Source organism: Pseudomonas sp. CFBP 5748 (assembly GCF_053850495.1).
Map to the genome: position 1 here is coordinate 49,372 of NZ_JBSPTN010000001.1, position 25,817 is coordinate 75,188.

The window sequence follows — 25,817 nt, forward strand, 5'->3', positions numbered from 1 at the left end:
GCGATCCTCAGGCGAACAGACGGTCGGTGTTGATGAAACCGCGCTGGTTTTCCGGGCGCGACTGGCGGCAGTGCTCGGCGACGCTGGGGTCAGCATTCATCCAACTGAGCTTGAGCGGTTGCGGGGCGTATTGCGGGTTCGGGTCCATCGGGTGTTGCAGCGCAGTCAGCACCACCAGGGTGTCCATCGGCGCGTACAACTCGATGTAATCGCCGGCCTTGGAGTGGCCTTCAACGAAGTGAAAACCTCCGGCCTCATCGACATTGACCCGACTGAACAGGTTGAGGGTCATCAGCAGGTCGGACAGGCCCAAGCCCCATTTGCCCAGCTCCACCAGCAGGTTGTCGGTGCCATTGCGAAAGAAGCCGTTGCGCAGTTCCTGATAGCGGCCCTGACCGTATTTCTGCGCGACTTCCTCGGCGCAGAGCACGCCGCCCAGGCTATCGCTCCAACCGCAGGTGTCGGCGGTAATCGCCGCCAGTACCCGACCCATGTCCGAGTACAAACAATGGCCAGCGGTGAGTTTGGCGGTGTGTTGGCATTTGAGGCTGTCGGGCAGGTTCAGGCGTTCGGTTTTTTCGTTGGCGTTGAGTAGCGTCAGGCTCACGTTGGCACCGCCGCGCAGGTCGGTCAGGCGCAGCAGTTGGCCGCGCTTGAGCACAAAGGAACGGTGGCCGCCACCGGGCAGCAGCTCTTCGGCGAAGGGGGGAAACAACGGGATCGAATCGGTCATGGGAAAACTCCTTTCAAGCGCTACGCAACATGCCGGCCAGTTCGGCGGGCAGGGCGTCGACGGCGGCCCGGGCGGTGCGCCGGTCGCTGTTCAGTGGAATGTCATAGGTGATGCGCGCGCCAAAGGCGCCGGGGGCGTGCGGGTCGACACGGACCTTGTCGAACACCAACAGGCGCGTGCCGAGGCTGAAACCTTCGGACAGGTCATGGGTGACCATGAACACTGTCAGCCGGGTTTCGCGCCACAGCTCCAGCAACAAGGCGTGCATGTCTTTGCGAATGCCCGGATCGAGGGCACCGAAGGGCTCGTCCAGCAGCAGGACACGGGGCTTCATGATCAGTGCCTGGGCGATGGCCAGCCGTTGTTGCATGCCGCCGGACAGCTGCGCCGGGTATTTGTCCAGCGCGTGGCCGAGGCCGACCTTGTCCAGCAGGTGCGCGGCTTCTTCGCGGACCTGGCGTTTGGCGTTGCCGAACAGCCGGCCCAGCAGCGGCGAGCGCGGCAGTTCCAGGCCCAGGGCCACGTTGTCCAGCACGGTCAGGTGCGGGAATACCGAATAGCGCTGGAACACCACGCCCCGACTGGCATCCGGTTCGCCGGCCAAGGGCTGGCCGTCCAGGAGAATCTGCCCGCGACTGGCGCGTTCCTGGCCCAGCAGCAATCGCAGGAAGGTCGACTTGCCGCAGCCGGACGCCCCCACGAGTGTGCAGAATTCGCCCTCGGCGACGCTCAGGTTCAAGCGCTCAAGCACCACCTGATCGCCATACTGTTGCCAGACGTTGTTCACGGTAATGAAGCTCATGCCTTCGCCCCCTCGTACCAGGGGAACGCTTGCCGGGTCAGGCGCTTGAGGCCCCAATCCATCAGCCAGGCGAGCAGGGTGATCCACACCACGTACGGCAAGATCACGTCCATCGCCAGGTAACGCCGCACCAGGAAAATCCGATAGCCCAGCCCATCGGTGGAGGCGATGGCTTCGGCGGCAATCAGAAACAGCCAGGCCGACCCCAGCATCAGCCGCAGGGAAATCAACAGGCGCGGCAGCAATTGCGGCAGCACCACCCGCAGCATCAGGGTCCAGGTCGAAGCGCCGAGGGTCTGGGCCTTGATCAGCAGCTCGACCGGGATTTCCCGGGCGCGCTGTTCCAGATCCCGAGCCAGGCACGGCGTGATGCCAATGACGATCAGCATGACTTTCGACAATTCCCCCAGGCCAAAGACGATGAACAGGATCGGCAGGATCGCCAGCGGTGGCACCATCGACACCACCGTGAGCAACGGCGATAACGGTGCGCCGAACAACGGTAGCGTGCCGGCGGCAATGCCCAGGCACAGCCCGGCGAGGGCACTGATGCCCAGGCCGATGGCCAGTCGCCGCAGGCTCGACGCGGTGTCTTGCCAGAGCAGGTAATCGCCGCTGCGGGCGTCGGCCGTGAAGGCCAGGCGTTTCACCGCGTCGGCCATTTGCACGGCGCTGGGCAGCAGCTTGTCGTTAGGGTTGTCCGTCAACCGTTCGGCCGAGCCCATGAAGTAGGCGAACAACACCAGCGCGAAGGGCAGGATCACCAGCAACAAGCGGCTGGGACGATCCGGGTAGCGGTTGATCAGGCGCATGCCAGCTCCTCCGGTTTACAGCTTGGCGTCGGCGGCCAACTGCACGTAGGTCGGGTCAAAGCGCAGCTTGAGGTTGGCCTTGTCGCCGCGGGTCACGCCATTGGCGAACGCCATGCCGACCGCGTCGGTATTCTTGGCACCTTCGCCCAGCAAGCCGTGCTGGAACGAGAACTCGGCCACCTTGCCCATGGTTGCGGGCAGTTGCTGGCTGGTGGCGAAGCTCAGGGCTTCCTTGGGTGTGGCGAACAGCTTGGTGGTGTCCAGTTGCGCCTGGAAGCCGGCCAAGTCGGTGCCTGAGGCTTTGGCCATGTGTTCCAGTGCCGTCTTGCTGGCGGCATTGTTCGCGTTCATCAGCGCCACCACTTCAAACCAGGCGCCGGTCAACGCTTTGCCCAGGGCCGGGTTGTCCTGCAGGGTCTGGGTGTTGACCACCATCATGTCCATGATCTCGCCGGGCACTTGGCTGGAATTGAACACTTCGCTCACGCCGGGCTGGGCCTTGATGTCCGAGAGCATCGGGTTCCAAGTGGTGACGGCCTTGACCTGATCAGTGTTGAAGGCGGCGGAGATGTCGGCGTCGGACGTGTTGACGACTTTCAGGTCTTTCTCGGTGAGGCCGACCGAATCCAGGGCGCGGGCCAGCAGGTAGTGGGAGACCGACAGTTCCACCAGGTTGACGTCCATGCCCTTGAGATCAGCGACTTTCTTGCCAGCGCCCTTGAGGACGATACCGTCGTTGCCGTTGGAGAAATCGCTGACGATCAGCGCGGTGCTGTCCACGCCACCGGCGGCGGGAATGGTCAGGGCGTCCATGTTGGTCATGGTGCAGCCGTCGAACTGACCGGCGGTGTACTGGTTGATGGATTCGACGTAATCATTGAGCTGCACGACATCGATCTTGATGCCGTACTTCTTCGCCCACTTGTCGACGATGCCTTGGCTGCCGGCGTATTCCCAGGGCATCCAGCCGGCGTAAATGGTCCAGCAGACGCTGAAGTGGTCTTTTTGCGCCGCGGGGGAGGAAAGGCTCATCAGGGCCGAAAAGGCGGCGATGAGCAGGGACGACAGACGAAGCTTGAGCATGGTGGTTCTCCAGTTGATCAAGGGCGGACAGGAGCAACGCGGCACCGCGAACGGTGGCTTGTCTCCCGGGCTTTTGTCCCGCCGTGTAACCTCAACTGGAGGTCGCCAACTCTCGGACCAGTCACTCGCCAGAGGCGAGCCGGAACCCTAGTCAGCCATTGCAAATTGTGGTGCCGCGAACCTGTGATGACTCCTGCACGAGGTTTTTTAAAGCGAGAGCCGTGCCAAGTCCGCCGAAGGCCCGGGCCAGAGAGGGTGGGGGCAGGGGAGGGATGATTGAGCGTGGATTTGTGCTTGCTTGTGGTGCCATCGCGCACCGGAAGAGGGCGACGAGCGACATGTTTCCAGTTGTTGCCGGGGCGCACCAGATTCCGATTTCGCTGTCAGATTAATCGTCAGTCACCCAATAGATGACTGCCGCCCATCAGCGTCGCTGATGTGGCCCATTCGCGGTCCAGGAGGCCGCCATGTATCGACGACTGCTGCTCATTGCGTTTCTCGGTTTGACTCTTTCGGCATGCGTGCCTTATTACGACGGAGACTCGAGCTACTACCGTTCCGAAGTCTATACCTCACCGGCGCCAGTCTATTACGGCGGCGGGAGCTACTATTCGGCTCCGCGTGGTTATTACGCTCCGCGGTATTACCAACCGGCGCCACGCTATTACTCGCCGCCGCGTTACTACCAACAAGGCCCACGCTATTACTCGCCACCGCGAGCGGCGTACCGGTCTTATCCAAATCGGGGCGGCTGGGACGGCCATAACCGGGGCGGCTGGAATGACGACCGCCGTGGCCGAGGTGGGCGTGATCATCGGGGACGCGGCGGTCATGACGGGCGGGGCAATCACCGCTGATCGCTGGGCAACAAAAAGCGGCGCATTGAGCGCCGCTTTTTTTGTGCCTGTCATAAATCCGGTGAGATAACTTTTGCTCCCACCGATCACTCCCACTGAGTGTCATCCAGGGGCTTTACTCGTTGGACAAATCCGCCAACGGATGCCGACCTTCCCACGCCTTGTGGAAATGCGCCTCCACCGCTGCTTCAGGGACATGATTGATGTCCGGCCAGTGCCAATGGGGTTTGTGATCCTTATCGATCAACCGCGCCCGCACACCTTCGCTGAACTCCGGATGGCGGCAGCAGTTGAGGCTCAAGGTGTATTCCATCCGGAACACCCCGGCCAACGACAGATGCCGGGCACGAGCGATCTGTTCCCAGACCAGATGAGCGGTCAGTGGTGAGCCTTCGCTCATGGTCTTGGCCGCCCGGGCGATCAATGGATCCGGGTGGTCCACCAGCAGGCTGAGGGCCTTCCAGGCGCAGCGCACATCGCTGACATCCAACCACTCGTCGATTTTCTGCCGACGTGGCAGCCATTGGGCTTCGGGCAGTTGCGCGACGGCTTCCTGCTGCAGCGCCTTGAGCAGGCTGTTGAGCTGCATCTGGGTCTGTTCCTGCCAGTTGAGTTGCAGCAGGCCCTCGATCAAGTCGTCCTGTTGTTCATCCAGCAAAAACCGGTCGGCCAGGCCCAGGTCGATGGCATCCCGGGCATTCATGTGGGCGCCGGTCAGGCCAAGAAACAGACCGAGCTTGCCCGGCAGGCGCGACAGAAACCAACTGGCGCCGACATCCGGGTACAGGCCGATGCTGATTTCCGGCATTGCCAGGCGACTGCTCGGCGTGACGATCCGGGTACTCGCGCCTTGCAGCAGGCCCATGCCGCCGCCCAGGACATAGCCATGGCCCCAGCACAGCAAGGGTTTGGGGTAGGTGTGCAGGTTGAAGTCCAAGCGGTATTCCGCCGCGAAAAATTGCCCGGCCAGGGGCGGTACTTCACCAGGGGTGGCCCGGCAGGCCTCCACCAGGCTGCGCACTTCGCCGCCGGCGCAGAAGGCCTTGGCGCCATTGCCGCGCAGCAGCACGCATACGATTTGCGGTTCTCGGGCCCAGGCATCGAGACGATCGCGCAGGGCGTTGATCATTGGCAGGGAAAGGGCGTTCAGGGATTTTTCGGCATCCAGCGTGGCAATGCCAACGCGGGCACCGTCGATGCCGGTGAGTTCTTCGAAGTGCAGATTCATCGTGACCTCGATCAGAAAATTGAATGTTCAGTATGACCGCTGCGTAGGAAAGTGCCGGTTCTGCGTCAGATCAATTGACAAGCCATGTAGGCTTTCCTAGGGTGCGCCCATTGTTTTTACCGGGTGCAATCATGACTGCTGATGACCGTATCAAACTCGAACCGAGCTGGAAGCAGGCACTGCGTGCCGAGTTCGACCAGCCCTACATGGCAGAGTTGCGCGAATTCCTGCGTCGGGAATACGCCGCCGGCAAGGAGATTTATCCACCGGCGCCGCTGATTTTCAATGCGCTCAATTCCACGCCGCTGGACAAGGTCAAAGTGGTGATCCTCGGCCAGGACCCGTACCACGGCCCGGGCCAGGCCCATGGTTTGTGCTTCTCGGTGCAACCGGGCGTGCCGACGCCGCCGTCGCTGGTGAATATCTACAAAGAATTGAAGCGCGACCTGAACATCGATATTCCCAACCACGGTTACCTGCAAAGCTGGGCCGACCAGGGGGTATTGCTGCTCAACACCACCATGACCGTTGAACGCGCCAATGCCAACGCCCACGCGGGCAAGGGCTGGCAGCATTTCACCGACCGGGTCATCGAAGTGGTCAGCGAACACCAGCCACACTTGGTATTCCTGCTATGGGGCGCCCATGCCCAGGGCAAGCAGAAACTGATCGACGCCACCAAACACCTGGTGCTGACCTCGGTCCATCCGTCGCCGCTGTCGGCTTACCGTGGGTTTTTGGGGTGCGGGCATTTCAGCCGGACCAACAAGTTTCTCGAACAACAGGGCGAAGCGCCGATTGATTGGCGGTTGCCGCCGGTTTGAGCGGTCGGCTATGGGGCCCCATCGCGAGCAAGCTCGCTCCCACATTGATCTGTGTATGCCGCAAATCCATGTGGGAGCGAGCTTGCTCGCGATGAAGGCAACTCGGTTTATTAATCAGAACCGGGCTTGCGCATCCAATACCTGAACAACGGTTCCGCCAGAAACAGCACAAACAACAGCCGCATCACTTGCAACGCCGTCACCAGCGGCACCGACAGTTGCAGCGTCTCCGCTGTCAGGCTCATTTCCGCAATGCCGCCAGGCATCATGCCCAGTGTCAGCGAGCGCAGGTCCAGATGGGTCAGGGTGCTCAGGCCTAGGGCCGCGAGGGTGGCGATCAGCATCGTCAACACCGTGCCGATCAAGGTGCGCCCCATGAACGAGGGCGCCCGGCGGAAGAACTGCCGGTTGAAATGACAACCCAACCCGCTGCCGATCAGCCACTGGCCGATCTGGCTGCCGCCATTGGGCAGGCCGATGTGCAGGTCCCAACCGATGCTCACCGCTGCGCTCACCAGCAACGGCCCGAACAACCATGGGTTGGGTTGGCGCAAGCGCTCCCAAATCCAAGCGAGCAGGGCGCCCGCCGGGAACAGCAGCGCCAGCCACAGCCAGTCCACCGTCGTGTTGTGCTGCGCCGGGGCACCTTCACCCAACAGGTATTTGAACGCCGCCGGTACGCACAGCACCACCACCAGCACCCGCAGGCTCTGACCGGCGGCGACGCGGCTGAGGTCGGCGCCGTTGCGGGCGCCGAGGTTGACCATTTCACCGGAACCGCCGGGCATGCTGGAGAAAAAAGCGGTGGCGCGGTCTTCACCGGTGCGGCGCATCAGCCACACACTCACCACGCTGGACACGCTGGTGATCAGCGCGCCGAAGAAGATCAGGCCAAAGTGGCTCAGCACCTGCTCCATCACCACTGGGGTGAAGTGCAGGCCGATGCCAATGCCCACCACCCATTGGCCGCATTTACGGCCGCCGGGGATTTCCATCAGTTGCCACGGCGTCAGGCACCGTACCAGGATGATCGCCAGCAATGAGCCGACCATCCAGGGCAAAGGCCAGCCGATCAGGCTGGCCAGATACCCGCCGGCCAGACCGACCAGCGGGGTTCCCCACCATTGTCTGAATGTTGCCTCAGACATTGGCCAGGGCACGACGTTGCGCCGCGCGCCGACGCCAGATCCGCACCAGTGGCATGAACAGCATGATCGCCGTCAGGATCCAGCAACCGAAGGTGATCGGGCTCGACCAGAGGATCTCCAGCGCACCGTTGGAAATCGACAGCGCCCGACGCAGGTTTTGCTCCATCAGCCCGCCGAGGATGAAACCCAGCAGGACCGGTGACAACGGGAAGTCCAGCTTGCGCAGGATGTAACCGAAGATACCGATGCCGATCATCAGGAACAGGTCGAACGTAGTGGCATGCACCGCGTAGACGCCGATCCCGGTGATGATCGCGATGACCGGGACCAATGCCCAGTTCGGCACGGCCAGGATGCGGGTGAAGATGCGGATCATCGGGATGTTGAGGATCACCAGCATGATGTTGGCGACGAACAACGACGCGATCAGGCCCCAGACGATATCCGGCTGTTGCTGGAACAGCAGGGGACCGGGGGTGATGTTGTACAGCGACAGGGCGCCGATCATTACCGCCGTGGTGCCCGAGCCGGGCACGCCGAGGGTCAGCATCGGTACCAGCGCACCGCAGGCCGCGCCACCAATGGCGGTTTCCGGGGCGGCGAGGCCGCGCTTGTCGCCCTGGCCGAACGTGCCACTGGTGCCGGCGATGCGTTTTTCAGTCATGTAGGCCACGGCACTGGCCAGGGTCGCGCCCGCGCCAGGCAATACGCCCATGATGAAACCGAGCACGCCGCAGCGGATGTTCACCCAGAACACCGAGGCCGCTTCCTTGACGTTGAACATCATCCGCCCGGTAGCTTCCACCGCTTCCTGGCCGCGATGGGTTTTCTCCAGCAGCAACAGGATTTCACTGATGGAGAACAAGCCCAACACCAGCACGACGAACTGAATTCCGTCGGTCAGGTGGATGTTGTCACCGGTGAAGCGGTAGACGCCGCTGTTGGCATCGATCCCGACACTGGACAGGAACAGGCCGATCAGCGCCGCGATGAAGGTCTTGAGCGGTCGGTCGCCGGCCATGCCGCCGAGGCAGACAATGGCGAACACCATCAGGACGAAGTATTCCGCCGGCCCGAACGCAATCGCCCATTTGGCCAGCAGCGGTGCGAACAACACCATGCCGCAGGTGGCGATGAACGCGCCGATGAACGAACTCCACGCTGACAGCGACAACGCCACCCCGGCCAGGCCCTGACGCGCCATCGGGTAGCCGTCGAGGGTGGTCATTACGGTGGAGGCTTCACCGGGGATGTTGAGCAGGATCGAGCTGATACGTCCACCGTATTCGCACCCCAGGTACACCGCCGCCAACAGGATTAGCGCCGATTCCGGCGGCAGCCCCAGCGCGAAGGCGATCGGGATCAGCAGCGCCACGCCGTTGATCGGGCCCAGGCCCGGCAGCAGGCCGACCACGGTGCCGATCAGGGTGCCGGTCAGTGCGGTGACGAGGTTGTAGGGGGTCAGTGCAACGCCAAAACCCTGGCCGAGATAATTCAGGGTATCCATATCAATTCTCCAGGACGTCGAGCAGGCCCAGGGGCAGCGGCACGTCCATCAGCTTGTCGAACAACAGGTAGAGACCGATGGCCATCAGGCTGATGATCACCACGCTCGGCACCCAGCGGCCGCCGTACAGGCGGGCCATCGGCACGCCGATCAGGATGCTGGCGACGATGAAGCCCAGGGGTTCGAAGGTCCCGGCGAAGACCAGCAACAGCACTACGCAAATGCCGATCTTCTGCAGGGTTTCGCGGTCCAGTTGCGGGTCGTCGTCGCTGTGCACGACGGGCGTAGGGCGAAACAGCATGTACAGCAGCGCCAGGCCCATCAGTCCCAGGATCAATAATGGAAAGGCGCGCGGGCCGACCGGTTCATAGGAAAAGGCAGCCTGATACGGCCAGGCCATCAGCGCCAGGCCGATACAAACCAGCAGCAGCACCGCGGCAAAAATACGTTGGATGGTGAGCATGACTAACTCCTGGGCGGCGCTGACAGTACCAGCGCCGCCGCGAGAACAGAGACGGTTACTGGATCAGGCCGAACTCTTTGGCCAGCACCTTGTAATCAGCCACTTGCTTCTTCACGTAGGTGTCCAGTTCCGGGCCGGTCATGGCGAACGGGAACAGCTCGCGCTGGTCACGCAGCTTGGCGAACTCTTCGGAAGCCAGCAGCTTGTCGAAAGCGTCTTTCCACCAGGCATAGTCTTCGTCGCTGACCTTTGGCCCGAGGTAGAAGCCGCGAACCACCGGCCAGACGATGTCGTAGCCTTGTTCCTTGGCGGTCGGAATGTCTTTCATTTCCGGCTCGTCGATGCGCTTCTCGGCAAACACGGCCAGCAGGCGCATGTCACCGCTCTGGATGTGGGGCATGGAGTCGGAGATATCGGTACTGCCCACCTGGATGTGGCCGCCCAGCAGCGCGGTGGCAATTTCACCGCCGCCTTCGAGGGCGACGTAACGCAGGTCGCGCGGGTTGATGCCGGCGGCTTTGGCGATGAGTGCGGTCTGCATCCAGTCCTGACTGCCCACGGTGCCGCCCGAACCAATCACCACCGAGCCTGGATCTTTCTTCAGGGCCTGGACCAGATCGTCGAGATTCTTGTAGGGCGAGTCGCTTTTCACGGCGATAGCACCATAACTGGTGCCAACGGCTGCCAGCCAGCGCACGGCGCTTTCGTCAAAACGACCGAACTTGCCCTGGGCCAGGTTCAATAGCGAGCCGCTGGACCAGGCCACCAGTGTGCCGGCGTCGGCCGGGCGCTGGGCGACCACTGCGTTGTAAGCCACCGCGCCGACACCGCCCGGCATGTAGGTGACGCGCATTGGCTTGGTCAGCAGCTTTTGGTTGACCAGTGCGCTTTGCGCCAGCTTGCAGGTCAGGTCGAAGCCGCCGCCAGGGGAGGCCGGTGCGATGCATTCAGGGCGCTTCGGTTCGGCGAGCAACTGCCCGGCGAACATCAGGCATCCGGCGGCCAAGGCTACTTTACGCAGTGATAGGTTCATTGTTGTCTCCACAGGAATTGTTGTTGTGCGTGGTGAAAAATTGTCGTTGACGGATCCCCGCCCAAGTCATCGTTGATGGGGCGCGCAGGTCGTTACCGGAATTGAATGCGGGGCGACATCGCTCAAGGCGGTCTGGTTCAAGCGAGAAGGGCGAGCAGGCGCTGGGGCCTGGAGCTGCATGGACAGCATGGTGAATACTCCGCTTTTATTTTTCTTATTAGGACGAAAACGCTTCGTGGCATTTTTCATTCGCGATCGGGCGTCGCGGCGGGCAGTCGAAACTATCCGTAAAGGGACTCTAATGGCTCAACCTTTCGCTAACCTTTCAGAAGCTTTCAGAATGTTTTTTGCCTTCACAGCGGCGGATGCGGCTGTAAACTCCGCGCCAAAGAATGGCGTCGACCATCCCTGAATCGAGGAAAAATCCATGCGTGTTCTGCTCGTCGAAGACCATCTGCAGCTCGCCGAAAGTGTAGCTCAGGCGCTCAAGAGCACCGGTTTGACCGTTGATGTGTTGCACGACGGGGTGGCGGCTGACCTGGCCTTGAGCAGTGAGGAGTACGCCGTGGCGATCCTCGATGTGGGGCTGCCGCGCATGGATGGCTTCGAGGTGCTGGCGCGTTTGCGGTCCCGGGGCAAGACCCTGCCGGTGTTGATGCTGACCGCGCGCAGTGACGTCAAGGACCGGGTCCATGGCCTGAACCTGGGAGCCGACGATTACTTGGCCAAGCCATTCGAGCTCACGGAGCTTGAAGCGCGGGTCAAGGCGTTACTGCGTCGCAGCGTCTTGGGGGGCGAGCGCCAGCAGCGCTGTGGTGGGCTGGTCTATGACCTGGATACCCGCCGTTTCACCCTCGACGACGAACTGCTGACCCTGACGTCACGTGAGCAGGCCGTGCTGGAGGCGTTGATCGCCCGGCCAGGGCGGGTGATGAGCAAGGAGCAGGTGGCGGCCCAGGTGTTCGGCCTGGACGAAGAAGCCAGCCCCGATGCCATCGAAATCTACATCCACCGCTTGCGCAAGAAGCTCGACGGCCATGCCGTGGCCATCGTGACGTTCCGCGGCCTGGGCTACCTGCTGGAAAACCGTGATGCATAAGCCCGACAGCCTGCGCTGGCGGCTGCTCAGGAACCTGGCGCTGTTGTTGGTGGTGCTGATGCTCGCCAGCGGCTTGAGCGCCTATTGGAACGGTCGCGAGGCTGCGGATACCGCCTACGATCGAACCCTGCTGGCCTCGGCCCGGACCATCGCCGCCGGCCTTTCGCAGCGCGACGGCAGCCTCAGCGCCGATGTGCCTTACGTGGCCCTGGACACGTTTGCCTATGACAGCGCCGGACGCATCTATTACCAGGTCAATGACATCAATAAGAAGCTGATTTCCGGCTACGAAAATCTTCCTGGCCCGCCGCCTGGCACGCCGCGCACGGACGATTATCCAGCCCTGGCACGCTTCTACAACGCCAGTTATCAGGGCCAGAACGTGCGGGTGGTGAGCCTGCTCAAGGCGGTGAGCGAGCCGAACATGAATGGCATGGCGGAAATTCGTGTGGCGGAAACTGAAGAGGCGCGGGTCAGCATGGCGCGCAGCCTCATGGCCGACACGCTGTTGCGCCTGGGCATGCTGGCCGTGGGCGCGCTGTTGCTGGTGTGGTTCGCGGTCAGTGCCGCGCTGCGCCCGCTGGAACGCCTGCGTACGGCGGTGGAGGAGCGCCAGCCAGACGATCTACGGCCATTGCCGCTGGTGGAAGTCCAGCATGAACTCTGGCCCCTGGTGCGCGCCCTCAACCATTTCACTGAGCGTTTGCGCGGGCAATTTGAGCGCCAGGCGCAATTCATTGCCGATGCCGCCCATGAACTGCGCACGCCCCTGGCTGCGCTCAAGGCGCGTCTTGAACTTGGCTTGCGCGCCAGTGAACCGGCGACCTGGCGTGAGACCCTGGAAACCGCGGCACAGGGGACCGATCGGCTGACCCATCTGGCCAACCAGTTGCTGTCCCTGGCGCGCGTGGAAAACGGCGCCCGGGCCATCGCCGAGGGCGGCGCGCAACTGCTTGATCTCAGCCAACTGGCCCGTGAGCTGGGCATGGCCATGGCCCCGCTGGCCCATGCCCGAGGTGTGGCACTGGCCCTGGAGGCCGACGAGCCGGTATGGCTGCGGGGCGAGCCGACTTTGCTGAATGAGCTGTTGAGCAATCTGGTGGACAACGCCCTGGCCCATACACCGCCGGGTGGCAACGTGATCCTGCGGGTCATGGCGCCAGCGGTGCTGGAAGTCGAGGATGACGGGCCAGGCATCCCTCTGCATGAACGGGATCGGGTGTTCGAACGCTTTTACCGACGCAACCAGCAAGTGGCCGGTTCAGGCCTCGGGTTGGCGATCGTCGGTGAAATCTGCCGCGCCCACCTGGCGCAGATCACCTTGCATGATGGGCAGGAAAGTGGGTTGAAGGTGCGGGTGAGTTTTATCGCAGGTTCAGAGTGATCCAGAGTCGAATCTGAGGATAGATGGGCAATGCAGAACCCTGTGGCGAGGGAGCAAGCTCCCTCGCCACAGAAGCGTTTTGCGACTTCAAGTCGTTCTAGTAAAACATCGTCCGCGCTTCTTCGATATCCGCGCAGCGACCCTTGTTGTCCGGATCGATTCCCAGCTTCTTGAAGGCCGGCACCGCGAATACATCAATTTTGCTGAGGGGATGGTCGGTGTCCTTGTAGCAATACAGCGCTGCGACCTGCACCAGGTCGACATAATCGATTTGCTTCGAATCCCGGTCGAAATCCAGATACTGCCCCGGCAGCTTCACCAACCGCTCTGGAAACTCCCAGACGCTGAGCAGCTTGTCTCCCAGCACGGGGTGAATGGTTTCGATGACATGATTGAGGCTGACCGGGTCCGAGAGCAATTCATTGTTGTCTTGTGCATACGTCAGGATCGGCAGTACGCCGATCTGGTGCACCAGTCCGCCGAGTGCAGCCTGGTCGGGCTTGAGTTGCGTATAACCACGACACAACGCATAGCTGACGCCGGCGATCTCCAGGCTTTTGCGCCAGACTTCGCGCATCTTCTGTTCCACCACCTCGGAGCGGGCATGGAATATCTGCTCCATGACCAGGCCGATGGCCAGGTTGCTGCTGTAGTTGACCCCCAGCCGAGTAATGGCTGTGTGCAGGTCAGTGACTTCCTGGGTGGCGCGCAGCAGCGGGCTGTTGACCACTTTGATCAGGCGTGCCGAGAGGGCTGTGTCGCGGCCGATTACTTTGCTCAGGTTGCTGACGCTGATTTCCGGGTCTTCGGCGGCCCGGCGAATCTGCAGGGCCACTTCCGGTAATGTTGGCAGAACCAGATCATCGTTATCGATGGCCTGCACCAAATCCCGTTGGACCTTATCCGCCAAATCGCTCATTTCGATTCTCTAGGGTGTTGCGACAAATGCTGCGATCAGCGCTGGATTTCGCGGTCACGGTCCAGCTCGTAAGGCAGGTCCAGCAACTGCAAGGCCGGGCCTTCCAATGCACCGAGGTGAAGATTGCCATCCTCTGCTGCTTCGGCCTGCAACACCGCCAGCAGTTCAATGTTTCGCTCGGCGCGAGCGGCAATCACCACTTCGCCTATGGAACTGCCGTGAGTGGGAGAGAACAGTGCGGTGCCGGGCTCGGGCAGTTCGCTGGCGTCCAGTTGCAGGCGATACAGGCGTCGCTTGAGCTTGCCCAGGTACTGCATGCGGGCAACGATTTCCTGGCCGGTGTAGCAACCCTTCTTGAAACTCACGCCGCCGACGGCTTGCAGGTTGAGCATCTGCGGGATGAATAATTCGCGGGTGGCCGGCATGACCTGGCCGATCCCTGCGCGGATCTGGCCCAGCAACCATAGGTTCAGGTCCGCCTCGGCCAATGTTGCGCCCAGTCGCGATTTCAGCGTTTCTGCCTGTCCGGCGGGGGCCCACAGCTCGGCGCGACCGGGCGAGACGCGGATGGCGATCAAGGATTCATGGCGAGCCACGCTGTCGGTGTCGGCCGGCAGCTCCAGGCCCAGACTGGTCAGCGCCTTATCGGCGTCTCCCAGGCCGAAGCGAACCCAGGCGGCGCTTTCATCGGTGAGTTTGGATTTGGAGAACACCGCGTATTTTTTCAGGTCGGCCAGTTGCGGCTCGAGCAGTTCGTTGGCCATGGCCATCAACACGCCGTCGCCTTCTAGCAGGATACGGAAACTCGATTGCATCCGGCCTTTCTGGGTACAGCGGGCGCCGAGGCTGGCCCGGCTGTCGCTCAGGTAGTTGAGGTTGCAGGTCAGTTGACCTTGCAGGAATTTGCCGGCATCCACGCCGCGGACTGCGAGAACGCCTTCGTGGGACAGGGTGCAAAAAAAAGCGGAATCAGCCATGGGTCATCGCAGGGTAAAAAGTCTGGTACACATCATAAGGTGGCGCCCTTGAAATGGGTAGTTCACAAAGGATCGGTAGTGCCCGACAAAGCTGTCTGTTCCACCACGGCGGGGCCTGTATACTTGCGCTCTATTTGAGGAGCGCTCCATGGTCGAAGATGTTGAACTGAATCGCCTCTACTGGCACAGCCGCCGGGGCATGCTTGAGCTGGACGTGTTGCTGGTACCGTTCGTGAAAGAGGTTTATCCCCATCTCAATGAAGTGGACCGTGCGTGCTACGTCCGCCTGCTCGAATGCGAGGATCAGGACATGTTCGGCTGGTTCATGGAGCGCAGCGAATCCGAGGACCCAGAGCTGCAGCGCATGGTCCGGATGATTTTGGACCGTGTCCAGCCCAAGTAGTCGCTTTGAATGCCGCTGGCAGGCCTCCGGGCAACTGCTGGCGGCCTATCTCCTGGCCCAGGTGTTCGCCCTGGGTTCGTTGCTTTTGCTGTCCATTCCGTTCTGGTTCGCGGCGCTCGGTGTTGCGCTGTGCCTGGCCCATGGCGCCTGGACGATACCGCGACATCTATTACTGACCCATCGCCGCGCCTTTTGCGGCTTGCGTCGTGATGCCGCTGGCTGGCAGCTCTGGAACAGAGCCCATGGCTGGCAGCCGGTGCAGTTGCGCCCCGACAGCCTGGCCCTGCCGATGATCGTCGTGTTGCGTTTTCGCTTGCAGGATGAACGGCGGGTCCGCTCGCTGTGCGTGCCCCGCGACGCGCTGGCGCCGGATGAACATCGGCGCCTGCGGGTACGGCTCAGGTTCAGTCGGCGTAGGTGGGCGGCACCAGGATAGTGTCCAGCGCCTCGGGCAGCAGGTTCGGGTAGTCGAGGGTGTAATGCAGTCCCCGGCTTTCCTTGCGCTCCATGGCCGAGCGGATCATCAACTCGGCCACCTGGGCCAGATTGCGCAGTTCGATCAGGTCGCGGCTGACCTTATAGTTGCTGTAGAACTCATCGATTTCATCGAGCAGCAGGCGCACTCGATGCTGCGCCCTTTGCAGGCGCTTGTTGGTGCGCACGATGCCGACATAGTCCCACATGAAACGCCGCAACTCGTCCCAGTTGTGCGCAATGATCACGTCTTCATCCGAATCGGTGACCTGACTGGCATCCCAAGAGGGCAGGGCGGCAGGAATGGCGATCTGCGGCAACTGTTCAAGAATGTCTGCCGCTGCCGAGCGCGCATAGACGAAACATTCCAGCAGCGAGTTGCTGGCCATGCGGTTGGCGCCGTGCAGGCCGGTGAAGCTGGTTTCGCCAATGGCATACAGGCCAGGCACGTCGGTGCGACCCTGCTGGTCGACCATCACGCCACCGCAGGTGTAATGCGCCGCCGGTACCACCGGAATCGGTTGCTTGGTGATGTCGATGGAAAACTCCAGGCAGCGCTCGTACACCGTCGGGAAGTGACTCTTGATGAACGCTTCGGGCTTGTGGCTGATGTCCAGGTAAACGCAATCGATGCCCAGGCGCTTCATTTCATGGTCGATGGCCCGGGCGACGATGTCCCGTGGCGCCAGTTCGGCGCGCGGATCGAAGCGTTGCATGAAGCGTTCGCCGTTGGGCAGCTTCAAGTGAGCGCCTTCGCCACGCAGGGCCTCGGTCACCAGGAAGCTCTTGGCCAGTGGGTGATAAAGGCAGGTGGGGTGAAATTGATTGAACTCCAGGTTCGCCACCCGGCAACCCGAGCGCCAGGCCATGGCAATGCCGTCACCGCAGGCGCCGTCGGGGTTACTGGTATAGAGGTAGACTTTCGCTGCGCCACCGGAGGCCAGGATCACGAAGCGCGCGCCGTAGGTGTCGACTTCGCCGGTGCCGCGATTGAGCACGTAGGCGCCCAGGCAACGATCGCCGTCCAGGCCCAGGCGCTTTTCGGTGATCAGGTCAACCGCGACGCGCTGTTCCAGCAACTCGATGTTCGGCCGTTGCCGGGCTTGGGCGAGCAGGGTCTTGAAGATCGCCGCACCGGTGGCATCAGCCGCGTGAATGATGCGCCGATGACTGTGGCCGCCTTCGCGAGTCAAATGAAACTCGAAACCGCCGTCCTCGGTGCCGGATTGCTCGTCACGGGTGAACGGCACGCCCTGGTCGATCAGCCACTGGATGGCTTCCCGGCTGTGCTCGACGGTGAAGCGCACCGCTTCTGGGTTGCACAGGCCTCCGCCGGCGTTGAGGGTATCTTCGACGTGGGACTCAATGGTGTCGGTGTCATCCAGCACAGCGGCGACGCCACCCTGGGCCCAGAATGTCGAACCGTTGGCCAGGTCGCCTTTGCTCAGTACTGCAATACGCAGATGCTCGGGCAAAGTCAGGGCAAGGCTCAATCCGGCGGCGCCGCTGCCGATTACCAGAACATCGTGTTGAAACTGTTGGCTCATTTGGAAGGTTTCCGCTCAAAGCGACCCGGGTCGGGGTTGGCGCAAGACACCGCTTTAACGGGTCAGGCAGCCACGCAGCCCACTAGTATATAGAGGGGGGGATCGGCACAATAGCCGGGCATTCATGGCAATGTGAAACCAGCGTGACGCAAAAGCGGCACGCTTCGTCGGATCACGATTTCGCTGGATGGGCGATAAGGCGGCCTTTTCGAGGACAGAACACTGTTTATCTCGTCACGGTTGCCCAATGTTCAATTCACAGAGCTATAAATAGCGGGAACTTTTGCTGCACGCCTACGTTCAATAGACGGTTGTCTGCAAAAGGGAGCAGCGTCGGGTTGGTGCAAGATTTCGATTGGAGTCTCTGCCGACAGGCCCGGCGACAGATTATTCGCGCAGCCGGGGAATCTCGCGCTGCGTTTTTCGTGCGTGCCGAGATCAGAGCGCGCCGGAAACTTGCTTGAAAGGGGGAGAACTTTTGCGAAAAGCCCGAGTCTATGTTTGCAAGCCCGGTCAATTAGTAATGCAAGCCTCCTTCGAGCTTATCGAGGAGTGTTCATGCTAACCCAGGAAGAGGATCAGCAGCTGGTCGAGCGCGTACAACGCGGCGACAAGCGAGCTTTCGATCTGTTAGTGCTGAAATACCAGCACAAAATTCTCGGGTTGATCGTGCGTTTCGTGCACGACACCCATGAAGCGCAAGATGTTGCTCAGGAAGCCTTCATCAAGGCCTACCGCGCACTTGGTAATTTCCGCGGGGACAGCGCGTTTTACACGTGGCTTTACCGCATCGCCATTAACACGGCGAAAAACTATCTGGTTTCACGCGGCCGCCGGCCGCCGGATAGCGATGTGAGTTCTGAAGATGCGGAGTTCTATGACGGCGATCATGGCCTCAAGGATCTCGAATCACCGGAACGAGCGTTGCTGCGGGATGAGATTGAGGGCACTGTCCATCGAACCATCCAGCAATTACCCGAAGATTTGCGTACGGCTTTAACTTTACGTGAGTTTGACGGTCTGAGTTACGAAGACATTGCGAGCGTCATGCAATGTCCGGTGGGTACCGTGCGCTCCCGGATTTTCCGCGCCCGGGAGGCCATCGACAAAGCCCTGCAACCTTTGTTGCAGGAAAACTGAGACAGCGGCGACAGCCAAGAGAGGAACGCCATGAGTCGTGAAGCCCTGCAGGAATCGCTGTCCGCAGTGATGGATAACGAAGCGGACGAACTGGAATTGCGTCGGGTATTGAATGCCTTCGACGATGTTGAAACCCGTGAGACCTGGGCTCGTTACCAGATCGCCCGGGCTGTTATGCACAAGGACTTGCTGCTTCCTCGCCTGGACATCGCTGCGGCCGTTTCTGCTGCATTGGCTGACGAAGCCGTACCGGCAAAAGCTTCCCGCGGACCATGGCGCAGCCTGGGTCGCCTGGCAGTTGCCGCCTCGGTTACCGTAGCCGTTTTGGCCGGTGTACGTCTGTACAACCAGGATGAGATTGCCGGCGTGCAGATGGCGCAGCAGTCCACCCAGCCCGGCCTGGCCGCTCCACAGGTCAAAGGCCCAGCGGTACTGGCCGGTTACAGCGAAGGTTCGGAAGCCGCAGGCCCAATGGTCAACGGTGTTCTGCAAGGCCAACCAGGCTGGCATGATCAGCGTCTGCCCAACTACCTGCGTCAGCATGCTCAGCAAGCTGCCTTGAAAGGTACTGAAAGCGCGCTGCCTTACGCCCGTGCAGCCAGTTTGGAAAACCGTTAACAGAGTAAGGAAGACCATTGCGCGCCATACCTCTATTCACGCTTCTGCTTGGTGGCTGGTGTGCGGTTCCAGCCTATGCCGGTGAGGCTCAAGACTGGTTGAATCGTCTGAGTCAAGCCGAGCAACAGCAAAGCTTCCAGGGCACTTTCGTTTACGAGCGCAACGGTAGTTTTTCTACCCATAACATCTGGCATCGTGTCCAGAATGGCAAAGTCCGCGAGCGGTTACTCCAGCTCGATGGCTCGGCACAGGAAGTCGTACGCATTGATGGGCATACTCAATGCGTCAGCGGCTCCTTGATCGCAGGGCTGGGCAATACGCCTGACGGCACAGCACGTGCGCTTGATCCGCAAAAACTCAAGAATTGGTATGACCTGGCCGTCATTGGCAAGTCACGCGTGGCCGGGCGTCAGGCGGTCATTGTGGCTGTGACGCCCAAGGACCAGCATCGCTATGGTTTTGAGCTGCATCTGGACAAAGAGACTGGCCTGCCGCTCAAGTCGTTGTTGCTCAATGACAAAGGCCAATTGCTCGAACGCTTCCAGTTCACTCGCTTGAATATTGCCGACCCCTCGGACGGCGAGCTGCAAGCCAGTGCGGACTGCAAGGCTGTTGCACAGGAACCTGATAAGACCGATGCAGTGAAAACTGCCTGGCATTCGGACTGGCTTCCACCCGGTTTCGAATTGGCCAGCAGCACCGCGCGCAAGGATCCGGACACCCAGGTCCAGGTCAATAGCCTGATGTATGACGACGGCCTGGCTCGCTTCTCGGTGTTCCTCGAGCCGTTGAACGGCGCCACCGTCACCGATACGCGCACTCAACTTGGCCCGACGGCTGCCGTCTCTCGTCGCCTTACGACGCCTCAAGGCGAAATGATGGTCACGGTGGTTGGCGAGATTCCGATCGGGACGGCGGAACGGATCGCGCTCTCCATGCGTTCCGACGTTACGGCGACTCAGTAACGTGCTGTTTGGGTGGTTCGATTGCGCAAGAGGCTGATAACGCCAGGGCTTGATCGAAATGCCGAAACTTCCTGTCAGCATTTTCATTTGCAAAACTTCCTGTTTTTTTCTATAGGTCAGAGCCGCTCGGCTCTGGCCTTGTCTGTTCCCGGAACAAAAATACCGGCGTATCTTGCCTTGGTGTTTCTTGCTCCATATCGCTTAACCATGCTCGTCGTAACGGGAGCCGTATGTCGATACCACGCTTGAAAACCTATCTCTCCATTTTTGCCACCGTGCTGGTGCTCGGTCAGGCCGTTCCTGCGGTAGCGGTCGAATTGCCTGACTTCACGCAACTGGTTGAACAGGCCTCGCCTGCGGTGGTGAACATCAGCACGACCCAGAAACTGCCGGATCGCCGCGTATCGGACCAACAGATGCCTGACCTGGAAGGTTTGCCGCCGATGCTGCGCGAGTTCTTCGAGCGCGGCATGCCGCAGCAGCCGCGTTCACCCGGCGGTGGCCGCCAGCGTGAAGCGCAGTCCCTGGGCTCGGGCTTCATTATCTCGCCCGATGGTTACATTCTGACCAATAACCATGTGATCGCCGATGCCGATGAGATCCTGGTGCGTCTGGCCGATCGCAGTGAGCTCAAGGCCAAGCTGATTGGCACCGACCCACGCTCCGACGTGGCGCTGCTGAAAATCGAAGGCAAGGACCTGCCAGTACTCAAGTTGGGCAAATCCCAAGACTTGAAAGCCGGCCAGTGGGTGGTGGCGATCGGTTCGCCGTTCGGCTTCGACCACACCGTGACCCAAGGTATCGTCAGTGCCATCGGCCGCAGCCTGCCGAACGAAAACTACGTGCCGTTCATCCAGACCGACGTGCCGATCAACCCGGGTAACTCCGGTGGTCCGCTGTTCAACCTCGCCGGTGAAGTGGTGGGTATCAACTCCCAGATCTACACCCGTTCGGGTGGCTTCATGGGCGTGTCCTTCGCCATTCCAATCGATGTGGCGATGGACGTCTCCAACCAACTGAAAAGCGAAGGCAAGGTCAGCCGCGGCTGGTTGGGCGTGGTCATCCAGGAAGTGAACAAGGACCTGGCCGAGTCGTTTGGGCTGGAGAAACCAGCCGGTGCGCTGGTGGCGCAGATCCAGGAAGGTGGGCCAGCTGCCAAGGGTGGCCTGCAAGTGGGTGACGTGATTCTGAGCATGAATGATCAGCCGATCGTCATGTCCGCCGACCTGCCGCACTTGGTTGGCGCTCTCAAAGCCGGTGCCAAGGCCAATTTGGAAGTGATTCGCGAGGGCAAGCGCAAGAACGTCGAATTGACCGTCGGCGCCATCCCTGAAGAAGGCAAGGAGCTGGATTCGCTGCCTAAGTCCGGTGTCGAGCGCAGCAGCAACCGCCTGGGCGTGGCTGTGGCGGAGCTTACCGAGGAGCAGAAGCGTACTCTGGAGCTCCAAGGGGGCGTAGTGATCAAGGAGGTGCAAGAAGGTCCTGCCGCCCTGATCGGCCTGCAGCCGGGTGACATCATCACGCACCTGAACAACCAGGCAATCAGTTCCGCCAAGGAATTTACTGATATAGCCAAGGCACTGCCGAAGAATCGTTCGGTGTCGATGCGGGTTCTGCGTCAGGGACGTGCGAGCTTCATCACCTTCAAGCTGGCCGAATGACCGGTTAGCGGCTCAATAAAAAACCGCCTCGATAGAGGCGGTTTTTTTGTGCGCGCTGAATACTCAGCCCATCATGTCCTTGACCATGCGTTCCTGCTCCATGAGCTCTCGCTGGCGGGCATCGATGCGTGACGACAGCGGGAAATTGGTGCCAGCACGGCGTTTGGCGAAGTCCAGTTGCTGGATGGCCTGGCGGTAATCGCCCACCAGGGCGAAGTACTCGGCACGCGCCTGGTGCAAGCCGATGATATTGCCCGACAGACCACGGGTCTCGGCCACCATGTACCAGATGTCCGGGTCGTCCGGGCGGGTCTTGAGCAGGCTCTCCAGGGCTTTCTCGGCGTCGGCGGGGCGGTTCTGCTTGAGCAGCAGGTCGACGCGCACCTGATTGAGCGGGTAGTTGCCCGGGTATTGGCTGAGCATCCGGTCGACGCGAGATTGAGCGTCGGCCAGCTTGTTGCTGGTGATGTCCAGATCCACCTGGGCCAGGTTGTAGATGATCTCGTTGGGCGATTTGGCCAGCAGCGGCTTGAGGTTCTCCCTGGCTTCATTCAACTGGCCACCCTTGATCTGCGCAATCGCCAGGCCATAGCGAGCCACGTCGTTCTTTGGGTTCTCATCCAGTTGCGCCCGGAAGCGCTTGGCGCCCAGGCCCGGGGTCTCTTCATAGGTCAGTTGGACCCGGGCGCGAATCAGTTGATAGCGCATGCTGTCCTCGATACCGCCCGGCCTGGCCTGTTCGGCGCGGTTACGGGTGTCGGCGATCCGCGATTCGGTCACCGGGTGAGTCAGCAGGAATTCGGGTGGTTTGGCGTCAAAACGATACTGGCGCATCAGGCGCTCGAACATGGTTGGCATGGATCGCGGATCGTAGCCGGCTTTCTCCAGGTTCTGGATACCGATGCGGTCGGCTTCCTGTTCGTTCTGGCGAGAGAAGCGCCGTTGCTCCTGGATGGCGGCCGCCTGGGTCCCGGCAATGGCCGCGATCCCGGCGTCACCGCCACCGGCGGCGGCTATCACGATACCGGCCAGCAGCGCTGCCATCATTGGCACCTGCATGCGTTGCTGGGCTTCGACGCCGCGGGCAAAGTGGCGTTGCGACAAGTGGGCCAGTTCGTGGGCCATGACCGAAGCGTACTCGCCTTCGGTCTGTGCGTTGAGGAACAGGCCACCGTTGACCCCGACAATGCCGCCAGGAGCGGCAAAGGCGTTGAGCTGTGGGCTGTTGATCAGAATGAACTCCAGGCGCCGATCGTTGACCTGGCTGGTCTCCACCAGTTTGTAGACGCTGGACTCGACGTAGTCCTTGAGCTGTGGATCGTTGAGCTGTGAAACCTGGCTGCGCAGCAGGGCCAGCCAGGCGCGGCCCAACTGGTGTTCCTGTTCCGGCGAGACGATGGCAGAACTGGCGTCGCCAAGTGACGGCAAGTCGTCGGCGAAGCCTGGTGAGGCAAGCAGGCAGGCAAGCGTCAGCAGGGTAGGGCGCAGAAATGTCATGCACGAAGCCTTAGTCGACAAAGACCCTACTGTAGCCGGACACCGGGCCCGGGACCAGATATTCTAAGCCGCTCAACCACCTGCTGCGGAGCGAACCGATGACCGATGCTGTAGCCCACGATGCCGAATTGGACGCCAGCGGCCTGAATTGTCCGTTGCCGTTGCTCAAGGCCAAGCTGGAACTCAATCGTCTGGCCAGCGGTGCCGTGCTCAAGGTGACCGCGACGGACGCGGGTTCCCAGCGCGACTTCCGCACCTTCGCCCGGCTGGCCGGTCATACGCTGCTGCGTGAAGAAGACGATAACGGCATCTACCGTTACTGGCTGAAGAAAGCCTGAAAATCGACTGCGTTTCTTAAGGATTTTTAATGTTCAAAGTGTTACGCGACTGGATCCAGCGCTACTTCTCCGACGAAGAGGCCGTGGTGCTGGCAGTGCTGCTGTTCCTGGCCTTTACGGCAGTCCTCACCTTGGGCGGCATGCTGGCACCCGTGCTGGCCGGGATGGTGCTGGCGTATCTGATGCAAGGCCTGGTCACGACGCTGGAGCGTCTGCGACTACCCGGCAGCGTGGCGGTCGGGCTGGTGTTCGCCCTGTTCATGGGTTTGTTGGTGGTGTTCATCGTGGTGATCGTACCGCTGCTCTGGCACCAGTTGGTGACGTTGTTCAACGAACTGCCGGGGATGCTCGCGAAATGGCAATCCCTGCTGTTACTGCTCCCCGAGCGCTACCCGCACCTGGTATCCGACGAGCAGGTGTTGCAGACCATCGAAGTGGTGCGTGGCCAGATCGGCAAGTTCGGCCAGTGGGCGTTGACGTTTTCGCTGTCCAGTCTACCGCTGTTGGTGAACATCATGATCTACCTGGTGCTGGTGCCGATTCTGGTGTTTTTCTTCCTCAAGGATCGGCAAATGATCGGGCGCTGGGTCCGTGGCTACCTGCCCCGTGAGCGGGCGCTGATTACCCGGGTCGCCCAGGAGATGAATCGCCAGATCGCCAATTACATTCGCGGAAAAGTCATCGAGATTTTCATCTGCGGCGCGGCGACCTACGTCGGTTTCGTGGCCCTGGGGCTCAATTATTCCGCCCTGTTGGCACTGCTGGTGGGCGTTTCGGTGGTGGTGCCCTACGTCGGTACCGTGGTCGTGACTGTGCCAGTGGCACTGATTGCGCTGTTCCAGTGGGGCTGGAGCGACCAGTTCATTTATCTGATGGCGGTCTACGGGATCATTCAGACGCTGGACGGCAACGTGCTGGTGCCACTGCTGTTCTCCGAGGCGGTGAACCTGCATCCGGTGGCAATTATCTGCGCGGTGTTGCTGTTTGGCGGGTTGTGGGGCTTCTGGGGAGTGTTTTTTGCGATTCCCCTGGCGACGCTGTTCAAGGCGGTGCTGGATGCGTGGCCGAGCAAGGAACCGGTGGTGGCGCCGTTGTTGTAGCGGTCAATCTGGTTTAGTCGATGAGGCTGATGATTCCTTCGCGAGCAAGCCTGCTCCCACATTGGATCTGCGGTGACCTGGTCATCACAGAACCTCTGTGGGAGCGGGTTTGCTCGCGAAGGGCCTGAAGCGCCCCAGGGTAAAGTCAGGCCTTGTTGAGCGCCTGAGCCGCCGCCAACACCGCCTCCACATGCCCTGGCACCTTCACGCCGCGCCACTCCTGGCGCAGCACACCGTTCTTGTCGATCAGGAACGTGCTGCGATCAACGCCCAGATACTCTTTGCCATACAGCTTTTTCAGCTTGATCACGTCGAACAACTGGCAGACGGCCTCGTCCTTGTCGCTGATCAGCTCGAAGGGGAATTCCTGCTTGCACTTAAAGTTCTCGTGGGACTTGAGGCTATCCCGGGAGACGCCGAACACTTCGGTGTTGGCGGCCTTGAACTGCGCATACTGGTCACGAAAACCCTGGCCTTCAGTGGTGCAGCCCGGAGTGCTGTCCTTGGGGTAGAAGTAAACCACCACCTGCTGGCCTTTGAGGGCGGCGAGGCTGACGGTCTGCCCGCTGGTGGCGGGCGCCTGGAAATCGGTAACCGGCTGGTCGACGGCAACGGTCATGAACGCTTCCTTACATTGGGTTTTGTGGGCGCCACGGTTCTATCAGTGCATCCAGGTTCATCGCATCGGCGAAGTCCAGGAACTGATCGCGCAGCCAACTGATCTGGGTACCGGCCGGCAGTGTCACGGTGAACGTGGCGTTGAGCATGGTGCCGCCGGTTTGCGGCGCCTGATAGGTGTCGCAGGTCAGGTTTTCCAGTTCGACCTGGTGGTCCATGAAAAACTGGCACAGCTCGTTGATGATGTCCGGCCGGTAGGCCGAGCTTACATAGGCCACGTAGGGCAGGGCCTGGGGACGGTTCTCCAGGGCGGCGCTGCGCACCACGTTGACGGTGAAGGCGTGCTTCTTGGCCAGCAGCGGCAGGCTGCCTTCCAGGCGGGCCAGGGCATCCCAGCTACCGGAGATTTCGAGCACGAGCGCACTGCATTCGCCATGGCGGGTCAGGCGTGAGGTTACGACGGCGCAGCGATTTTCATGGCTGGCGCGGCACAGGACGTTAGTCAGCTCCATGGGGTTGGCGCCAAGGGCACTGATAACAAGGAATTGTTCGCGGACTGTGGGGGTGGACATGCAGCATTCCTAAAG

At 61.1% G+C, this 25,817-nt stretch carries 28 protein-coding genes and 1 riboswitch; of the genes, 13 read left to right on the top strand and 15 right to left on the bottom strand.

Features of this window, described 5'->3' with window-relative positions; all coding sequences use genetic code 11:
• Window positions 1-7: 7 nt before the first annotated feature.
• From ACWNZ1_RS00250 to ACWNZ1_RS00265, 4 genes are read right to left on the bottom strand one after another with little or no spacing between them, the layout of a single operon-like run.
• Window positions 8-733 carry an urea amidolyase associated protein UAAP1 gene (locus ACWNZ1_RS00250; RefSeq protein WP_135844158.1) on the bottom strand — a complete coding sequence of 242 codons (726 nt, stop codon included), beginning with the start codon at window positions 731-733 and terminating at the stop codon, window positions 8-10.
• 13 nt (window positions 734-746) lie between these two features.
• The gene (locus tag ACWNZ1_RS00255; protein WP_256452327.1) at window positions 747-1,535 is read right to left on the bottom strand and encodes an ABC transporter ATP-binding protein; all 789 of its coding nucleotides are present in this window, start codon (window positions 1,533-1,535) and stop codon (window positions 747-749) included.
• The gene (locus ACWNZ1_RS00260) at window positions 1,532-2,347 is read right to left on the bottom strand and encodes an ABC transporter permease (RefSeq protein WP_135844160.1); all 816 of its coding nucleotides are present in this window, start codon (window positions 2,345-2,347) and stop codon (window positions 1,532-1,534) included. Before ACWNZ1_RS00260 ends, ACWNZ1_RS00255 begins: the two co-directional genes overlap by 4 nt.
• 15 nt (window positions 2,348-2,362) lie before the next feature.
• Window positions 2,363-3,430 (bottom strand): putative urea ABC transporter substrate-binding protein, encoded by a 1,068-nt coding sequence (locus ACWNZ1_RS00265; RefSeq protein ID WP_265072797.1) that lies wholly within the window; start codon window positions 3,428-3,430, stop codon window positions 2,363-2,365.
• A gap of 60 nt (window positions 3,431-3,490) precedes the next feature.
• Window positions 3,491-3,592, bottom strand: a riboswitch (guanidine-I (ykkC/yxkD leader).
• A gap of 305 nt (window positions 3,593-3,897) precedes the next feature.
• Between ACWNZ1_RS00265 and ACWNZ1_RS00270 the strand changes: the two genes are divergently transcribed.
• Window positions 3,898-4,287, top strand: coding sequence for a hypothetical protein (locus ACWNZ1_RS00270; protein WP_256452328.1), 390 nt, complete (start codon window positions 3,898-3,900; stop codon window positions 4,285-4,287).
• 115 nt (window positions 4,288-4,402) lie between these two features.
• On the opposite strand, the gene ACWNZ1_RS00275 is transcribed toward ACWNZ1_RS00270, so the two are convergent.
• Entirely contained in the window at window positions 4,403-5,515 is a 1,113-nt protein-coding gene (locus ACWNZ1_RS00275; RefSeq protein WP_135844163.1) for an enoyl-CoA hydratase/isomerase family protein, read from the bottom strand.
• Window positions 5,516-5,643: 128 nt separating this feature from the next.
• Between ACWNZ1_RS00275 and ung the strand changes: the two genes are divergently transcribed.
• A complete protein-coding gene (gene ung / locus ACWNZ1_RS00280; RefSeq protein WP_456027442.1) occupies window positions 5,644-6,339 on the top strand; it encodes a uracil-DNA glycosylase in 696 nt (231 codons plus the stop codon).
• 110 nt (window positions 6,340-6,449) lie between these two features.
• Here the strand turns inward: ung and ACWNZ1_RS00285 are convergent, their stop codons facing one another.
• Genes ACWNZ1_RS00285 through ACWNZ1_RS00300 form a run of 4 tightly spaced genes read right to left on the bottom strand, consistent with a single transcriptional unit; the run spans window position 6,450 to window position 10,490 of the window.
• Complete coding sequence (locus ACWNZ1_RS00285) at window positions 6,450-7,487, bottom strand: AbrB family transcriptional regulator (protein ID WP_135844165.1); 1,038 nt, start codon at window positions 7,485-7,487, stop codon at window positions 6,450-6,452.
• The gene (locus ACWNZ1_RS00290; RefSeq protein ID WP_135844166.1) at window positions 7,480-8,994 is read right to left on the bottom strand and encodes a tripartite tricarboxylate transporter permease; all 1,515 of its coding nucleotides are present in this window, start codon (window positions 8,992-8,994) and stop codon (window positions 7,480-7,482) included. Before ACWNZ1_RS00290 ends, ACWNZ1_RS00285 begins: the two co-directional genes overlap by 8 nt.
• Before the next feature lies 1 nt (window position 8,995).
• Window positions 8,996-9,457, bottom strand: a complete 462-nt coding sequence (locus ACWNZ1_RS00295; RefSeq protein WP_122566065.1) for a tripartite tricarboxylate transporter TctB family protein — start codon at window positions 9,455-9,457, stop codon at window positions 8,996-8,998.
• Window positions 9,458-9,512: 55 nt separating this feature from the next.
• Entirely contained in the window at window positions 9,513-10,490 is a 978-nt protein-coding gene (locus ACWNZ1_RS00300; RefSeq protein ID WP_053178422.1) for a Bug family tripartite tricarboxylate transporter substrate binding protein, read from the bottom strand.
• A gap of 178 nt (window positions 10,491-10,668) precedes the next feature.
• On the opposite strand from ACWNZ1_RS00300, the gene ACWNZ1_RS00305 reads away from it, so the two are divergent.
• From ACWNZ1_RS00305 to ACWNZ1_RS00315, 3 genes are read left to right on the top strand one after another with little or no spacing between them, the layout of a single operon-like run.
• Window positions 10,669-10,902 (top strand): hypothetical protein, encoded by a 234-nt coding sequence (locus ACWNZ1_RS00305; protein WP_456027281.1) that lies wholly within the window; start codon window positions 10,669-10,671, stop codon window positions 10,900-10,902.
• Window positions 10,903-10,917: 15 nt separating this feature from the next.
• Window positions 10,918-11,589, top strand: a complete 672-nt coding sequence (locus ACWNZ1_RS00310) for a response regulator (protein ID WP_025212358.1) — start codon at window positions 10,918-10,920, stop codon at window positions 11,587-11,589.
• Complete coding sequence (locus tag ACWNZ1_RS00315; RefSeq protein WP_135844167.1) at window positions 11,582-12,973, top strand: sensor histidine kinase; 1,392 nt, start codon at window positions 11,582-11,584, stop codon at window positions 12,971-12,973. The genes ACWNZ1_RS00310 and ACWNZ1_RS00315 overlap by 8 nt, the downstream gene beginning before the upstream one ends.
• Before the next feature lie 97 nt (window positions 12,974-13,070).
• On the opposite strand, the gene ACWNZ1_RS00320 is transcribed toward ACWNZ1_RS00315, so the two are convergent.
• Entirely contained in the window at window positions 13,071-13,892 is an 822-nt protein-coding gene (locus ACWNZ1_RS00320) for an HDOD domain-containing protein (RefSeq protein WP_135844168.1), read from the bottom strand.
• A 35-nt stretch (window positions 13,893-13,927) separates the two neighbouring features.
• Window positions 13,928-14,869: a CAF17-like 4Fe-4S cluster assembly/insertion protein YgfZ gene (gene ygfZ / locus ACWNZ1_RS00325; RefSeq protein WP_135844169.1), complete on the bottom strand. Its 942-nt coding sequence runs from the start codon at window positions 14,867-14,869 to the stop codon at window positions 13,928-13,930.
• Window positions 14,870-15,017: 148 nt separating this feature from the next.
• Here ygfZ and ACWNZ1_RS00330 point away from each other — a divergent pair, with 148 nt between their 5' ends.
• Both ACWNZ1_RS00330 and ACWNZ1_RS00335 read left to right on the top strand, forming a co-directional pair.
• A complete protein-coding gene (locus ACWNZ1_RS00330) occupies window positions 15,018-15,272 on the top strand; it encodes an FAD assembly factor SdhE (RefSeq protein ID WP_003184348.1) in 255 nt (84 codons plus the stop codon).
• Window positions 15,256-15,708, top strand: a complete 453-nt coding sequence (locus tag ACWNZ1_RS00335) for a protein YgfX (protein ID WP_256452329.1) — start codon at window positions 15,256-15,258, stop codon at window positions 15,706-15,708. The genes ACWNZ1_RS00330 and ACWNZ1_RS00335 overlap by 17 nt, the downstream gene beginning before the upstream one ends.
• Here the strand turns inward: ACWNZ1_RS00335 and nadB are convergent.
• Window positions 15,677-17,293 carry an L-aspartate oxidase gene (gene nadB / locus ACWNZ1_RS00340; RefSeq protein WP_135844171.1) on the bottom strand — a complete coding sequence of 539 codons (1,617 nt, stop codon included), beginning with the start codon at window positions 17,291-17,293 and terminating at the stop codon, window positions 15,677-15,679. The genes ACWNZ1_RS00335 and nadB overlap by 32 nt on opposite strands.
• A 558-nt stretch (window positions 17,294-17,851) precedes the next feature.
• On the opposite strand from nadB, the gene rpoE reads away from it, so the two are divergent.
• The 4 genes from rpoE to ACWNZ1_RS00360 all read left to right on the top strand — a co-directional run bounded on the left by rpoE (window position 17,852) and on the right by ACWNZ1_RS00360 (window position 21,677).
• The gene (gene rpoE / locus ACWNZ1_RS00345; RefSeq protein ID WP_003172477.1) at window positions 17,852-18,433 is read left to right on the top strand and encodes an RNA polymerase sigma factor RpoE; all 582 of its coding nucleotides are present in this window, start codon (window positions 17,852-17,854) and stop codon (window positions 18,431-18,433) included.
• A gap of 30 nt (window positions 18,434-18,463) precedes the next feature.
• Entirely contained in the window at window positions 18,464-19,051 is a 588-nt protein-coding gene (locus ACWNZ1_RS00350; RefSeq protein ID WP_025212364.1) for a sigma-E factor negative regulatory protein, read from the top strand.
• Window positions 19,052-19,068: 17 nt separating this feature from the next.
• Complete coding sequence (locus ACWNZ1_RS00355) at window positions 19,069-20,016, top strand: MucB/RseB C-terminal domain-containing protein (RefSeq protein ID WP_135844172.1); 948 nt, start codon at window positions 19,069-19,071, stop codon at window positions 20,014-20,016.
• A gap of 230 nt (window positions 20,017-20,246) precedes the next feature.
• Entirely contained in the window at window positions 20,247-21,677 is a 1,431-nt protein-coding gene (locus ACWNZ1_RS00360) for a DegQ family serine endoprotease (RefSeq protein ID WP_135844173.1), read from the top strand.
• Between the two features lie 63 nt (window positions 21,678-21,740).
• Here ACWNZ1_RS00360 and ACWNZ1_RS00365 read toward each other — a convergent pair whose 3' ends face one another.
• Window positions 21,741-23,174 (bottom strand): M48 family metalloprotease, encoded by a 1,434-nt coding sequence (locus tag ACWNZ1_RS00365; RefSeq protein WP_135844174.1) that lies wholly within the window; start codon window positions 23,172-23,174, stop codon window positions 21,741-21,743.
• A 98-nt stretch (window positions 23,175-23,272) separates the two neighbouring features.
• Between ACWNZ1_RS00365 and ACWNZ1_RS00370 the strand changes: the two genes are divergently transcribed.
• Both ACWNZ1_RS00370 and ACWNZ1_RS00375 read left to right on the top strand, forming a co-directional pair.
• A complete protein-coding gene (locus ACWNZ1_RS00370) occupies window positions 23,273-23,512 on the top strand; it encodes a sulfurtransferase TusA family protein (protein WP_135844175.1) in 240 nt (79 codons plus the stop codon).
• Between the two features lie 29 nt (window positions 23,513-23,541).
• A complete protein-coding gene (locus tag ACWNZ1_RS00375; RefSeq protein ID WP_135844176.1) occupies window positions 23,542-24,612 on the top strand; it encodes an AI-2E family transporter in 1,071 nt (356 codons plus the stop codon).
• Between the two features lie 145 nt (window positions 24,613-24,757).
• Here the strand turns inward: ACWNZ1_RS00375 and ACWNZ1_RS00380 are convergent, their stop codons facing one another.
• Window positions 24,758-25,231, bottom strand: coding sequence for a peroxiredoxin (locus ACWNZ1_RS00380; RefSeq protein WP_135844177.1), 474 nt, complete (start codon window positions 25,229-25,231; stop codon window positions 24,758-24,760).
• Window positions 25,232-25,241: 10 nt separating this feature from the next.
• Window positions 25,242-25,802 carry a glycine cleavage system protein R gene (locus tag ACWNZ1_RS00385; protein WP_123342296.1) on the bottom strand — a complete coding sequence of 187 codons (561 nt, stop codon included), beginning with the start codon at window positions 25,800-25,802 and terminating at the stop codon, window positions 25,242-25,244.
• Window positions 25,803-25,817 lie beyond the last annotated feature (15 nt).